We start from the raw sequence: 15,256 nt of genomic DNA, 5'->3' as shown, positions 1-15,256 counted from the left end.
ATATCAACTTATAATCAGGTTTGCTATTCGTTTGTAAATGAATATATTATATAAGAAAGTATTAAATATCTCAACTTAATTAAAGGAGACGTAAGAAATGCCACAACAAAAAATGAGAATTCACGGTCAATATGTTAAAGATCTATCGTTTGAGAATCCGAATTCGCCATTCCTTTCTTCAAATAAAGCTCCCGATATTAATGTAATGGTTAATATCAATTCAGCGAAATTAGAAGGAATGGAAAACAAAGAAGGAGTAAATGAAGAAAAATCTTTCCATGAAATTACTTTACATATAGAAGTCAGAGCAACGATAAAAGATGAAGGTATAAAAGATGGCGTAGCTTTCATTTGTGAGACAAAATATTGTGGCATTTTTTCAATAGAAAATTTTAAAGAGTTGAGTGAGGAAGAGGTAAGACAAGCTTTGTTTATTGGCGGACCTACTTTTCTTTTCCCTTTTGCAAGAGAAATAATTGCAAGAGTTACAAGTAGTGGTGGATTTCCCCCACTAATGCTAGATCCCATAGATTTTGAAACTATGTACGAGCAGCAAAGTCAACAACAAAGAAGTAACGGTAGTAATTCCAATTTTAACTAATATGATGTAACCTGATGAATAATTCTTTAAACGCAAAAACGACTTTAAACATTGACGGGAAGTCATACAACTATTTTAGCCTAAATAGTGCTAGTGAATTTTTAGGAATAGATGTAACTAAATTGCCCTGCTCACTTAAGGTTCTGCTTGAAAATTTATTGCGCAATGAAGATGGAGTAAACGTAAAGCTGGATGATATAAAAATACTAGCAAGTTGCGTTAATAAACACGCTAATCATGAAATTAGCTACAAGCCAGCAAGGGTGTTGATGCAAGATTTTACAGGGGTTCCTGCTGTCGTCGATTTAGCTTCTATGCGGAGTTATGTCAAGAAAAATGGAGGCGATCCAAGCAGCATAAATCCGTCTGTGCCCGTTGATCTTGTGATCGACCATTCTGTTCAAGTAGATAGTTATGGAAGTGTTTCCGCATTCAGTAAGAATGTTGAGCTAGAAGTAAAAAGAAATTTGGAGAGATATCAATTCTTAAAGTGGGGAGAATCATCCTTCACAAATTTTAGAGTAGTACCGCCAGGTACTGGAATTTGCCACCAAGTGAATCTTGAGTATTTAGCGCAAGTTGTATGTAATAAGGATGGGGTTTTGTATCCTGATACTTTGGTTGGTACGGATAGCCATACTACGATGGTTAACGGGTTATCAGTCCTTGGTTGGGGTGTTGGAGGCATAGAAGCTGAGTCTGTGATGCTTGGTCAACCAATTAGTATGGTGATTCCAGAAGTAGTTGGATTTAAATTAATTGGCAGACTGCCGGAAGGAGTAACTGCGACTGATTTAGTGCTGACGGTTACCAATATCCTAAGAACAAAGGGTGTTGTTGGTACGTTTGTAGAATTTTATGGTGATGGTTTAGATTATTTATCTTTGGCAGATAGGGCAACTATAGCAAACATGGCCCCAGAGTATGGCGCAACTTGTGGATTTTTTCCAATTGATCAGAAAACGCTAGATTATTTAAGCTTAACCGGAAGGCCAGAAAAGCTAGTTGAGGCTTATGCGAAAGAGCAAGGATTGTGGCGTGGCAATAATGAGTTAGCATTTTTTGACATACTAGAGCTTGATTTATCAAGCGTGAAGCCAGTAATGGCTGGTCCCAAAAGACCACAAGATAAGGTTTTTCTTTCACAAGTGGCAGAGTCTTTTTCTAAATCATTTTCAGTTAACGAATTAAAGGAAAGTGATAAGCTTCAAGATGGAAGTGTAGTTATTGCAGCAATAACAAGCTGCACTAACACCTCAAATCCAAGTGTAATGATTGCTGCAGGTCTTGTAGCTCGTAATGCAATTAAACTTGGATTAAAATCAAAGCCTTGGGTTAAAACTTCTCTTGCTCCAGGGTCACAAGTTGTAACAGAATATTTAGAAAAGTCTGGATTGCAGGTAGATCTAAATGCTTTGGGTTTTAATCTAGTTGGATATGGTTGCACAACTTGCATTGGGAATTCTGGTCCACTTAATAAAGATATAGAAGATGGCATTAAAAACAAAAATTTAACTGTTGCTGCAGTTTTATCCGGTAATCGTAACTTTGAAGGAAGAATTCATCCGTTAGTCAAAGCTAATTACTTGGCATCTCCTCCACTTGTTGTTGCATATGCACTTGCTGGTACTGTGCAAACTGATTTGACAAAAGATTCAATATGCAAAGATAAGAATGGAAATGATGTCTATCTCAAAGATATATGGCCAACAAACAATGAAATCGAAGATTGTGTTAAAAATGTGGTAACACGTGAGATGTTTATACAAAAGTATAAGGATGTTTTTTCTGGTGATGAACATTGGCGAAAGATAAAGTGTGAAAAAAGTGAAATCTATAATTGGGATGCAAACAGCACTTACATACAAGATCCGCCCTATTTTGATAATTTATCACCTAAAAATAATAAAGATAAAACAATCGATATAAAAGGTGCACAAATATTGGCAATGTTTGGCGATAGCGTAACCACTGATCACATTTCCCCTGCTGGAAATATTGCCTCAAGTAGTCCTGCAGGTATATATTTAAAAAATCTTGGAATTGAGCCACAGGACTTTAATTCGTATGGGTCTCGTCGTGGTAACCACAATGTAATGATGCGTGGGACTTTTGCTAACATTAGAATAAAAAATGAAATGGTAAGCATCGAAGGCGGCTATACAAAATATATTCCTTCTCAAGAAACTATGTCGATTTTTGATGCAGCAATGCGCTACAAGGAAACTCTCATCATTGTGGCAGGAAAGGAGTATGGCACAGGTTCAAGTAGGGATTGGGCAGCAAAAGGTACTTTATTGTTGGGGATTAAAGTTGTAATTGCAGAAAGCTTTGAGCGTATACATAGGTCCAACTTGGTCGGCATGGGTGTTCTTCCACTTATATTCCAAAATGGAATAACCAGAAAGATATTTGATGGTAGTGAGGTAATAAGCATAAAAGGTGAAATAGTGCCAGGTGGAAATCTAGAATGTATCATCAAAAGAAAGGATAATTCAAAGCAATCAATTCAACTCAAATGCTGTGTACAAACCGCAACTGAGATTAAATACTTAATGCATGGCGGAGTGTTAAGCTACATACTTGCACAATCCTTTTAAAGTTATTGCATGGACTTCTTTTAGCCAGCCCTGATCCCTTTATAAATAACAATTTGCTCTGTGCAAAGTTATGATATAATTTTACCTTACATATAGTAAAGGTGTTTTATAAATAATTATGATTACCTCTATACAAGAACCTAACGAATTGAGAAAACGTTTACAAGGATTTTATCGTGCTGATGAGAAAAGTTATGTACGCCGCCTTATAGAAAAAACAGAGCTTTCAGCTGATTCAAAAAGTAGAATTTATAATATTGCAAAACAAGTTATTGAAAAAATCAAACACAATAAATTAAGTATTGTAGATTCCTTTATGCAGCAATACTCGCTTTCCAATGATGAAGGAATAGCATTGATGTGCCTTGCTGAATCGCTACTTAGAATACCAGATGATTATACAATAGACGAAATAATCAAAGATAAAATTGCCAATCAGGAATGGAATAAATATTTAGGGCACTCTTCTTCGTTGTTTGTCAATGCTTCCACATGGAGCTTGATGATAGGTAGCAGTATATTGAGAGATAATGAAGGCGATTCGAAGTTCTATTACGCAATTTCTAAGTTACTTAAGAATTTAGGAGAACCGATCATTCGCAAAGCAGTAAAACAAGCAATGTCTATGCTTGGTAATCATTTTGTTGTTGGAGAAACCACAGAAGAAGCTTTAAGGTATGCAAAACTAGATGACAATAGTAAGTTTTTATACTCTTTTGATATGCTTGGCGAAGCTGCTCACACAGCTGAAGATGCAGAAGAGTATTTTAATTCATACATGCACTCAATAAAAGCTATAGGTGAATCCACTGAAATAAATGATTGTTTTAAATCGCATGGAATTTCAATCAAATTGTCTGCGTTACATCCACGTTATGAATTTGGTCAATTCGATAATATAGCTGAAGAGTTGAGAGCTAAACTGCTAGAGCTTTGTCATGAAGCAAAAAAATACAACATTTCATTATGCATAGATGCAGAAGAAACAGAAAGGCTTGAAATGTCCTTAATCTTGTTTGAACAATTACGGCTTGATGAATCACTTTCTGAGTGGGAAGGGCTTGGCTTGGCTGTACAAGCATATCAAAAACGTGCTTTATCTGTTCTTGAATTTGTAGAGGATGTTGCTATTCGATCAAATCATAAAATTATGGTCAGACTTGTAAAAGGTGCATATTGGGATTCAGAAATCAAGCGTACGCAAGAATTGGGATTAAATGATTACTCAGTATTTACAAGAAAAAGCTATACTGACGTATCTTACCTCGCGTGCGCACAGAAACTTTTGAGTAAACCAAACAGCTTTTACCCATGCTTTGGAACTCATAACGCCTATACTTTTGCTTCTATCATGGAACTTGCTGATAAAAACCACCCTGGATTTGAATTTCAACGCTTACATGGAATGGCAAAAGACTTATATGATTATGCAATGTCAGAGCTTGCAACAAATGTTAGCTGTCGTGTCTACGCACCCGTTGGGGAACATAGTGACTTGTTGCCTTATCTTATAAGATGCCTTCTTGAAAATGGAGCTAATAGTTCATTTGTTAATCAAATAAATGATTCTAACGTTAAAATTGATGAGTTAATTTCAGATCCACTGGAAAAAGCTATAAATTTTAATTATGAACCTCATCCAGGCATTCCGTTACCACAAGATATTTTGGGACCAGAAAGAAAAAATTCTTTGGGAATGGATATTAGTGACTCGGTGATAGTCTCACAATTTGCAGATGATATAAAGAGCTTTAGTGAAAAAAAATGGCAAGTTGGGCCGATAATTGACGGACAGTCACTTTTTGATGATGCCAAATTTACTGAAGTGGTGAACCCTGCACATTTAGAAAATGTAATTGGAGAAGTGTCAAATACAACAAGTGCTCAAGTTTTAAACGCTCTTGAAATAGCACATAATGCTTTTACTGAATGGCAGAATGTTTCAGCAGAAAAGCGCGCTAAATGCCTTGAAAAAGCTGCAGATTTGCTTGAAGAAAGGATGAAAGAGTTGATTTACATTCTGATCGTAGAAGCAGGAAAAATTTTATCTGATGCAATAGCGGAAGTAAGAGAGGCAGTGGATTTCTTACGTTACTACGCAACGATAGCAAAAAATGAACTGAGCGACTGGAAAAAATTGCCAGGTCCAACGGGTGAAGATAACTTCATCTTTTTTGAAGGCAGAGGAGTTTTCCTGTGTATATCACCATGGAATTTTCCACTTGCTATCTTCATTGGGCAGGTTTCAGCTGCACTTGCAGCAGGTAATGCGGTGCTGGCAAAACCGGCAGAGCAAACGCCGATTATTGCCTACGAAGCTGTTAAGATACTACATGAAGCTGGGATACCAAAAAATGTGTTACACCTCATTCCTGGGGATGGTGGATATTTAGGCAAAATATTAGTTCCAGACAATAGAATTGCTGGAGTAGCTTTTACTGGCTCAACACAAACTGCTCAAATAATTAATAAAATGCTTGCGGATAGGGATGGTCCTATTGTACCGCTTATTGCTGAAACAGGAGGGCTCAATGCTATGATTGTTGATAGCTCTGCTCTCTTAGAGCAAGTGACTACAGATGTTGTACTTTCTGCGTTTCGCAGTGCCGGCCAACGCTGTTCTGCACTTAGAGTGCTGTTTATTCAAGAGGACATAGCAGAGAAGCAGATAAAAATGATATGTGGTGCAGCGCAAGAACTCAAGATTGGTGACCCAATACAACTTAGTACTGATATTGGTCCAATAATTGACAAAGCATCTATCGATATGCTAACTCAACATACGCAAAAAATGTCAGAGGACGAAGATTCAAATCTGTTATTTAAAGTACCCATGGATACAAATTCTCATAATGGTTATTTCTTTCCTCCATATATTTATGAGATACAAAAAATTTCGCAATTAAAGCAAGAAGTATTTGGTCCTATTTTGCATATCATACGTTTTAACAAGTCACAATTAAATGAAGTTATAAGTGATATAAACAATACAGGATATGGGCTTACATTTTCTTTGCAGAGCCGTATACAAAATCAGATCGATTTAATAAGCAAAAAAATATCAGTTGGAAATGTCTACATCAACCGTAACCAGATAGGTGCAGCAGTTGGGATACAACCATTTGGTGGTAGAGGACTATCTGGCACTGGGCCAAAAGCTGGTGGTCCTCATTATTTACAGCGTTTTTCTACAGAAAAAGTTGTAAGTGTTAACACTACAGCATTCGGTGGTAACACTACACTTATGTGTTTGGATTAATTTGCGGGCCCTAATTTTTCTCCTATCTTACCCCTAAACTAGACGTTCGTGCAGACAGCGCTAAAATCAGAAAAGGACCAGTTCATGCACTAGACTTCTTGCATAACCTAAACTAAGCAGAAAAAAGGTGTCATCCGAGTAGCCCCTTCGGTTTCATCTCAGTGCCTCTATGATGTCATCCCAGTGCCCTGACTACTTGGATCCAGGAAAAAGAATGATGTCATGAAAGTAGCCCCTATGATGTCATTCCAGTGCTCCTTTCTCGTCATCCCAGTAGCCTCCTTTTTTGTCATCCCAATACCCCCCTCTTGTCATCCCAGTGCCCAGACACTGGGATCTCATTTTACTTTATGATAATGTCATGAAAGTAGCCTCCTTCTTGTATCTTGTCAAAAGCATCTAATGTTTTAAGCTTAAGCATTAGGTGGAGAAGGGAGGAACTCTGTGCTTCTTCTTAGATATAAAATCTGTAGAGGAGATAAGAATTCCCTTCTCAAAAGTATAGGCTGGACGGTATCGTAGAAAGACCTGAATGGTTCTAATTCTGTATTCACAAGACTAGCCTTACTTTTCATTTTTAATGGTAACGTATGGGGTTATATATGATCAACAACTTTTTGGGCATAGATATATCAAAAGATCGCTTTGATGTTTTTCTCTCATTTATAAGCAAAAAAGGAAAGCGTGAAACTAGAAAAAGAAGCTTTAAGAACGATGGTTTCAAAGTCTACTGAATTTTCTACACAAACATAATGTAGAAAAAGTAAAAACCTGCATGGAATCTACTGGTTGTTATAGCGAAGCACTGGCTGAATTTCTACACAATGCTGGACATTTTGTAAGTGTTGTAAATCCTTATTGCATAAAATCTTATGCAAGGAGTAAGCTGATACGACAAAAGAATGATCAGACCGATGCAGAAGTTATTGCTGATTATTGCCAAAGACAGGAACCTTCTAGTTGGACACCACCTTCTCCTGAAATGAAAAAATTAAAACATCTTTATCGTTGCTCAGTTGCGTTAAAAGATGAGTTAACATTAGTAAATAACCACTTAGAAAAAAAGAGAGACTGCCTAAAGAAGTTGCAAATGCTTGGGAAGACCTTGCAATGAATATAGCTCAAAAAATAGAAACAATAAAAAACTCCGTACGTGAACTATTAAATCAACACAAAGAATTGTTGGAAAATTTTCAACTTCTATTGACTATTCCAGGCATAGGAGAAGAATCAGCAATAGCTATTTTAGCTGAAGTTTCTGATATAGAGGTTTTTAGAGATGCCAGGCAATTGGCAGCATATACAGGAGTTATACCACGAAATATGACGTCAGGTTCCTCTGTATATGCCAAACCCAGATTAAGTAAATCCGGTTCACAAACATTACGTAAGGCACTTTTCTTTCCTGCCATAGTAGCTAAGAATCACAATCCTATCATTATGAGCTTTTGCCAAAGATTAAAGGAAAAGGGTAAGCATAATATGGCCATCGTTGGTGCTGCAATGCGTAAGCTACTCCATATCATTTTCGGTATTCTGACATCCAAAAGTGCTTTTGATCCTAACCATATCAAAAACTACAGGGCTAGGAGGTTGACTGAAGGTTTAGTACTTTAAAATCAAAAATGCTTCCTATCTATCTTATGTAAAGTGGTATCTTACACAAATTTATTGAATGTTGTTGGTTAGTGGATATGTTGATAAGTAAATTAGTTTTATACGCACAAAACAGATGAAGTTTACTTATCAACATATCCACTAACTATAATCTGTGTACTGTTACACAATTGGAAGTATTTTTTGATTTTATGATGCAACTTGGGAAATTTTTATAATTTTTTTGTTGACTAACAAGACGGTATCTCCTCTTTCTTTGAGGTCATTTAGCACTCCCAACCAGAAGTTAGCTCCTTCACTTTCAGCCAAATAAAAACCTAATACTTCTTTTTTGCCATTTTGATCTATGCCTAATATGTTATACATGCATTTACTTACGCAATGCCCGTCCTCTTTGACTTTAAAAAACCATGAAAACTATCGGATATACAGACTGCAGCGGGCGACTACGCCATTCGTTGATTACTGGTAGCAATTTGTCAGTAATACTTGATATCTCTGCCACCGATATTTTGTGATCATAAATTTCCTCAACATGTGACACTATATCTCTATAGCCCATACCACTGGCAAATGTGCTCAAAATCTTCGTTTCAAGCTCTGGATGTAAGTTTGTTTGCCTTTTTTTGACTATTTGTGGTTCGAAACTTCCTTCCCTATCTCTTGGCGTCAAAAGCTCAAATGACCCTGCGCTTGTACGTAAAGTCTTTGCATTCCTCCCATTTCTTCGATTATTCTCTTCGCTTTCAGCCGACAAGTGGTTTTCTATTTCACCTTCCAGGCTTACCTCCAGCAACTTTTTTATAAACGGTGTTAATGCTCCATCTCTTCCTGTCAACGGTCTTCCTTCTCGTATAGACGACAGGATATTTGTTTCTAATTCTTTATAATCTACCAAACCGGTAGTTCTGTTTACTACTTTCTGACTCATTGTCAAACCTCCATTTTTTTATATCAATTTATTACTTTTTTTTCGGTTTGACACAGTTTATTTAACACTCCCGATTGAAGAATTAAGTGGAAATCTGTGAACGGTTACCTATATGTTTTTGCTGGCAAAAATTCTCTAATGGTCTTAAATAAAACTTTCAGTGAGTGATTGTCAGACATGTTGTGCTCTGCTGATTTCATCAAGTATACTTCAACATCGGTTGACTTAATTTTTTCAGCTAAATTCAATGAAGTTTGATAAGGAACATCTTTATCATTAATGCTATGCAATAAGCGCACAGGACAGTTTATATCTATTGCTTCTCTGTTTAAAAGAAGGTTCTTTCTGCCATCTTCGATCAAATTTTTAGTTATTTTGTATGTACAATGCTCTGAAGTAAAATCTATTACACCTTTAGAACCTAGTTCTTCTTTTTGCTTGCCTGACAATTGCTTGAATATCAAATCTTCAGTAAAATCAGGAGCAGACGATATGCCGATTAATGCTGCAATTTTTTCTGAAAATTGAAGGGCAATGAGCAGCATCAGCCATCCTCCCATACTTGAACCTATAATTATTTGTTTATCGCTAGTTAATTCACTTATCACTTTAGCACAATTTTCTTGCCAATCACTTATCGTGTAATCAATAAAATCACCACTTGAATGACCGTGACCAAAATAATCAAATAGCACAAGTGCTATATCGTTTTCTTGGCAAAATTTGTAAATAGCAGTTGCTTTAGTTCCATCCATATTAGATGCAAATCCACCGAAAAAAACTACAGAAGCTTTCTTTCCTTGTAGCTTTCGATATGCTATGTGACCATTATTTCCATCATTACAATAATCCATACTACTTTGGCAAAGCAACCGGGTTATCACTCAATTGACGCAAATAACTAACTAGATCTGCAATTTCTTGTGGATTGGAAATACCTGCAAATGCCATACGCGTACCTTTTATATAGGCTTTTGGGTTCTTTAAGAAAGCAAATAGCTCCTCATACCCCCATTTTCCACCTCTTTCAAGCACTGCTTTTGAGTAATTGAATGAGTTACCAAGATGAGCCTTTTTGTTTCCAACTACGTTCCATAAGTTTGGTCCTACTTTATTCATTCCACCTTTCTCAAAACTATGGCAGGCTATACATTTCTTCGCTGCTGACTTGCCTTTTTCAAAGCTAGCATTCTGCATGAGCGCTCCAATATCGAGCGCCACTTGCTCGATTTTTTGCTGGAACTCATTGTTACCAGCAGCTACTATCGTTTGGTGTTCAATCTTATATTCCTCTGGACTATACAGCATATCAACTACGTTGCTGACTATCATAATGATTAGCCCAGAAAGTAAAATCGATGCTGCAATCTTATTAAGCTCCATAGTTAATTTTTATCAATTAATGTTGCTTAAATTATGCAAATATTTTCGCAAATAGCAACCAATTACCTTGAAGCTCGCTAAAGATGAGAGTCTCTAGCTACAAATATTAAGAAATTTACCAAATGGAAAAAAAGGCAAAAGAAGCCCCGTGGTTGGCTAATTACTTACATTATACTTTCAAGTATGGCGTTTTTTTATTCTAAACGCTTAATAACCGCGATTTAGCTGCTTTTTAATGCAACTAACCTTTAGTCATAAATGTTTAAGAAATTTACTAAACAGAAAAAAAGGCAAAAGAAACCCTAGGGTAGCTAATTATTCACTATCCATTTTTTAAGTTGGCGTTTTTTAATGTTTTAAATGCTTTATAAGCGTATTTCAGCTTGTATAGGTAAAAACCTAGAAATTTGATAAAGACATAGAGTGCACATAGTGCAAAAAATTAAACATGAGACGCCAAATACGTTGAGTTTTTTTGTCATTTAATCTGTACAGAGAAGATAAATAAATAGCTTCATTTTCATGATAAGGGGGCTGGCGGAGTTTGTCAAGTGGTTTTTGTAGCTCTCATGGTTTTTGGATTCTAACGTCACACGCTGGCAGTTGTTACTCAAACAACAGTTATGCAAGAGATCTGATTACATCTAAGCTAACAATGGACCACTAGATATATTACTAACTACGTTGACCTGACTCAATATTTTATTAGTGGGATTGAAATAATTTTCTATAAATTCCTTATATATAGCTGTTAATTTATGTATATCATTTACTAATACGCATTCGTTTATCTGATGTGCGGTTTTGTTGATTATACCAAATTCAATCACTGGACAAACATCTTTGATAAACGCAGCGTCAGATGTGCCACCACTTGTGCTCAGCACAGCATCAATACTGGTAACTTTATTTATCGCATCAAGCATAATATCAGTATTTCTATCAGGAGTAGAGAGGAAAACGTCCCTGCTGCTATGCATAGAAAGTTTATAATCGTTAGTTACACTGGAGCATATTTCATCAATCAGCTTATATAAGCCGTCAGGTGTTTGTGTATCGTTATATCGAATGTTAAAACGTGTAGTTGCTGAACTAGGTATTAGATTGCTAGTATTATTTCCAACATCGATAGTAGTAACTTCGCAATGTGAAGGCTGAAAATATTTATTACCATGATCAAAAGTAGTATTTTTTACCTTACTCAATATCGATATTACCTTATATATTGGATTATCTGCTAGGTCTGGGTAGGCAACGTGTCCTTGTTTTCCATGGCAAATTAATTCAAATGTTACAGAACCTCTTCTGCCTATTTTTATGGTATCACCTAATTTCTCACTACTGGTTGGTTCGGCAACTACACAAAAATCTATCTTTTTTTGCTTACTTTTCATCCATTCCAAAACTGCCTTTGTTCCATATTCTTCCGTGCTTTCTTCAGCACTGGTAATCAATGCACTTATCGAACCATTAAATTGAAACTTTTCTGCAATTAAATTTGCCATAGCAGCAATAAATGCAGCTATTCCGCTTTTCATATCAGCTGCTCCTCTTCCATATAGCATTCCATCTCTAACTTCTGGATTAAATGGACCAAATGCCCAATCTTTTAACTGACCCGGTGGTACAACATCAACATGCCCAGCAAAGCACAAATTTGGTACTCCATTTATATATTTCGCATAAAGATTTTTAACTTTAGTTCCATCATCACCAAATTCTAAAATCTCACAGTCAAAGCCACTTTTCTTGAAGATTGTTGCTATATGCTCTATTGCCCCGCCGTCCCTTGGTGTTATACTCTCAAAAGAGATCAATTTCTTAGTTAGCTCTACAGGGTCAATTTTCATGTCAACCTTAAAATAATTATATTGCTATATTGTAAACACTCTATGCACTATTTAAAACAAATATTACATCAAACCGAACAAACTTTTCTAAGAGAAGTAATAACAGATTACCACCTTGCTGATGATATCTATGAAATATGCACACGACACGGAAATGACATCTTTCTAGTTGCAGATGAAAATACAGCAAAACTTTTAAACAAAAACGTATTTAATAAAATTTCTCACTTAATTATCCCGAGCAATACCATTAGGCCTCTTGCAAAACCTCATATCATTTCGGATGCTCCCTACATTTTATCATCCCAGTCCTTCGAGACTGGGATCCAGGAAAAAAAATCAGCGTCACGCGCTGGAATGACACCAACCATGGGTACTAATCTTTCACTTGCCTCTCTTGAAACCATAAATCTAGTTAGAAACAAAGCAAAAGACAGTGACTTAATAGTTGCATTTGGTAGCGGCACCGTTAACGACATCTGCAAATATGCAAGCTACCTCGAGAAAAAAGATTATATATCGTTCCCAACAGCCGCTTCCATGAATGGATATACATCCGCAAATGCTTCAATATTAGTAAATGGATACAAAAAATCGTTCAAAGCACATCTTCCAAGAGCGATATATATAGATATAGACATACTTACCAATGCACCACTGCGCCTCACATTAAGCGGATTTGCAGATTTCATTTGCCGTTCGACAGTTCAGGCTGACTGGCTACTATCTCATTTGTTGCTTGGCACAGAATACAATGAATTACCTTTTACACTTGTTCGCGATTTGGAGCAAATTTTGCTAAGAGAGTATACGGCGCTTACTAAAAGAAGTAGAAAAGTGGTCCTATTACTTATGGAAGTTCTACTAATTTCAGGACTTGGAATGGTAATATCAAAAGGCAGCTATTCTGCAAGCCAAGGAGAGCATATGATAGCTCACGCAATGGAAATGGTAACAAGAGATCATTCCTCACTACATGGCGAAAAAATTGCTGTTACGACGATTACCATGGCTAATTTGCAGGAAAAAATATTATCAATACAAAACCCGATTATCAACCCGACCACTTTAGATGTAAAACATATAACTCAGTGCTTTGATAATATCGAATTTGTAAGAACTTTTGAACAGAAGCAAATTATGCAGCAAAAAATCCAAGAGATTATTTGTAAAGAATGGACTAATATTTCCAATTTAATTAAGCAAAATTTACTACCTGCAAAATACCTGCAAAAAATATTTGAAGATCTATCAATTCCGCACTTACCAGAGCACCTCAGTTGGAATAAAGAACAATATTGTAAAGTGGTCGATCTTGCGTTTGCAACAAGAGATAGATTCACCTTTCTTGACTTAGCTAATTGCATAGAAGAAAGTTAAGTTTTGTAGTGAAATTCTGTCATTTAAAGAGATCATAGGCCAAAAGCTAAACCCTTTTCACAATCTCTTATCCATTTTCCTCTAAACTGTACACCTAAGTGGATATACAACTGAACGTAACCATTCCAAGTAGCTGACACTGGGTCGCACTACTTCACCAATAGCACTATCTTGCTAAACATAGTTTAGTTCGAGTGGCTGAGGAGGGACTTGAACCCCCGACCAAGAGATTATGATCCTCCTGCTCTACCAACTGAGCTACTCAGCCTAATTGAAAACCTTGCTATATATGTGACCTACATGCTTTGTATAATATTTCAAATCAAACAAAGATTCAAGTTTTTCCGAGTTAATAACCTTAAGTAAAGGTTTATCTTGTTTCAATTCGGCCAGAAAATCACTGTTGTTTTGTTTCACTTTCATTGCATTGCTCTGAACAATTTTATACGCCTCTTCCCTCGCCAAACCACTATTTACTAACTCAAGCAATACACGCTGTGAGAAAACTAAACCTTTTGAAGAATTTAAGTTCTTTTCAATGTTTTCCTTATTGATTACCAATTTATCTATCAAATCTGTTAATCGCACTAAAGCAAAATCCATTGTTATACAAGCATCAGGAGCAATGCATCTTTCCACAGACGAGTGTGATATATCACGTTCGTGCCACAATGCAACATTTTCTAACGCAGGAAAAACATAACTGCGTATTAAACGTGAGAGTCCCGTCAGATTTTCACTTAAAATAGGATTACATTTGTGTGGCATAGCAGAGCTTCCCTTCTGCCCAATGGAAAAATGCTCAGAAATTTCGCCGATTTCAGTTCTTTGCAAATGACGAATTTCAATTGCAATATTTTCTATTGAGCTTGCAATCACTCCCAAAACCGAAAAGAACATGGCATGTCTATCACGAGGAATGACTTGAGACGATATGGTTTCAGGTATGAGTCCCATTTCTTTTGCTACATACTCTTCAACAAACGGATCAACATTTGCAAAATTACCTACTGCACCTGATATTTTACAAATTGAGATCTCTTTTTGCGCGCTAATTAATCTCTGATAATTGCGTTTAAATTCAGCATAAAATCTAGCAAATTTTAATCCAAGAGTTGTTGGTTCTGCATGCATTCCATGACTGCGCCCAACACAAACAATATCTTTATAGTCCTCAGCTTTTTTTTTCAATACTGCAAGTAAATTTTTTAGATTCCCGAGTAAAATATCACATGACTCTTTCAACTGCACCGCAAGGCATGTATCCAAAACATCAGAACTTGTCATTCCATAGTGGAGATAACGAACATCAACTCCCGCTTTTTCAGCAACATATGTCAGAAAAGCTATAACATCATGTTTTACAATGGATTCAATTTCGTTGATACGTTCAATATCAAATTCAATAGCACCAGAGAGCTTCTGAGCAACACTATTTGGAATCACTCCTAACTCTGCTTGAGCTTCACACGCTAATTTTTCTATTTTAAGCCATATATTAAATTTATTATTTTCCTCCCAAATGGAAGACATTTCTTTTTGGCTATAGCGCGGGATCATTAAATGACCCCCGTCTTATCTTTGAACATGCTAGATCCCAGTGTCACGCACTGGGATGACAGAAAAAAAAGGCAC

The 15,256-nt window shown here is 36.3% G+C and carries 9 protein-coding genes, 1 tRNA gene and 2 pseudogenes; 5 read left to right on the top strand and 7 right to left on the bottom strand.

Annotation, left to right across the window (positions count from 1 at the left end; translation table 11 throughout):
- The first annotated feature begins 97 nt into the window (after nt 1–97).
- From secB to putA, 3 genes are all read left to right on the top strand, one after another.
- Entirely contained in the window at nt 98–601 is a 504-nt protein-coding gene (secB, locus tag NMD99_RS02295; protein WP_253309505.1) for a protein-export chaperone SecB, read from the top strand.
- 14 nt (nt 602–615) lie between these two features.
- Complete coding sequence (gene acnA / locus NMD99_RS02290; RefSeq protein ID WP_264688329.1) at nt 616–3,201, top strand: aconitate hydratase AcnA; 2,586 nt, start codon at nt 616–618, stop codon at nt 3,199–3,201.
- Between the two features lie 118 nt (nt 3,202–3,319).
- The gene (putA, locus tag NMD99_RS02285; RefSeq protein WP_309166615.1) at nt 3,320–6,460 is read left to right on the top strand and encodes a bifunctional proline dehydrogenase/L-glutamate gamma-semialdehyde dehydrogenase PutA; all 3,141 of its coding nucleotides are present in this window, start codon (nt 3,320–3,322) and stop codon (nt 6,458–6,460) included.
- A gap of 167 nt (nt 6,461–6,627) precedes the next feature.
- On the opposite strand, the gene NMD99_RS02280 is transcribed toward putA, so the two are convergent.
- Nucleotides 6,628–6,753, bottom strand: a complete 126-nt coding sequence (locus NMD99_RS02280; RefSeq protein ID WP_309166614.1) for a hypothetical protein — start codon at nt 6,751–6,753, stop codon at nt 6,628–6,630.
- A gap of 309 nt (nt 6,754–7,062) precedes the next feature.
- Between NMD99_RS02280 and NMD99_RS02275 the strand changes: the two are divergent.
- Nucleotides 7,063–8,077 (top strand): annotated as a pseudogene (locus NMD99_RS02275) (IS110 family RNA-guided transposase).
- Nucleotides 8,078–8,305: 228 nt separating this feature from the next.
- On the opposite strand, the pseudogene NMD99_RS02270 reads toward NMD99_RS02275, so the two are convergent.
- From NMD99_RS02270 to dapE, 4 genes and pseudogenes are all read right to left on the bottom strand, one after another.
- Nucleotides 8,306–9,008, bottom strand: a pseudogene (locus NMD99_RS02270) (IS256 family transposase); the annotation flags it as partial.
- Between the two features lie 104 nt (nt 9,009–9,112).
- The gene (locus tag NMD99_RS02265; RefSeq protein ID WP_253309626.1) at nt 9,113–9,862 is read right to left on the bottom strand and encodes an alpha/beta hydrolase; all 750 of its coding nucleotides are present in this window, start codon (nt 9,860–9,862) and stop codon (nt 9,113–9,115) included.
- A gap of 1 nt (nt 9,863) precedes the next feature.
- A complete protein-coding gene (locus NMD99_RS02260; protein WP_253309627.1) occupies nt 9,864–10,391 on the bottom strand; it encodes a c-type cytochrome in 528 nt (175 codons plus the stop codon).
- 644 nt (nt 10,392–11,035) lie between these two features.
- Nucleotides 11,036–12,241, bottom strand: a complete 1,206-nt coding sequence (gene dapE, locus NMD99_RS02255) for a succinyl-diaminopimelate desuccinylase (RefSeq protein WP_253309628.1) — start codon at nt 12,239–12,241, stop codon at nt 11,036–11,038.
- Nucleotides 12,242–12,283: 42 nt separating this feature from the next.
- Here dapE and NMD99_RS02250 point away from each other — a divergent pair, with 42 nt between their 5' ends.
- Complete coding sequence (locus tag NMD99_RS02250; RefSeq protein ID WP_264688448.1) at nt 12,284–13,621, top strand: iron-containing alcohol dehydrogenase; 1,338 nt, start codon at nt 12,284–12,286, stop codon at nt 13,619–13,621.
- Between the two features lie 195 nt (nt 13,622–13,816).
- Here NMD99_RS02250 and NMD99_RS02245 read toward each other — a convergent pair.
- Nucleotides 13,817–13,889 (bottom strand) — tRNA-Met (locus tag NMD99_RS02245).
- The gene (purB, locus tag NMD99_RS02240; protein ID WP_253309630.1) at nt 13,889–15,181 is read right to left on the bottom strand and encodes an adenylosuccinate lyase; all 1,293 of its coding nucleotides are present in this window, start codon (nt 15,179–15,181) and stop codon (nt 13,889–13,891) included. The genes NMD99_RS02245 and purB overlap by 1 nt, the downstream gene beginning before the upstream one ends.
- Between the last annotated feature and the right edge of the window lie 75 nt (nt 15,182–15,256).

The sequence above is a fragment of the Wolbachia endosymbiont of Listronotus oregonensis genome, from assembly GCF_031205055.1.
Taxonomy (GTDB): domain Bacteria; phylum Pseudomonadota; class Alphaproteobacteria; order Rickettsiales; family Anaplasmataceae; genus Wolbachia.
This window is presented reverse-complemented; position numbering and strand designations above follow the sequence as displayed.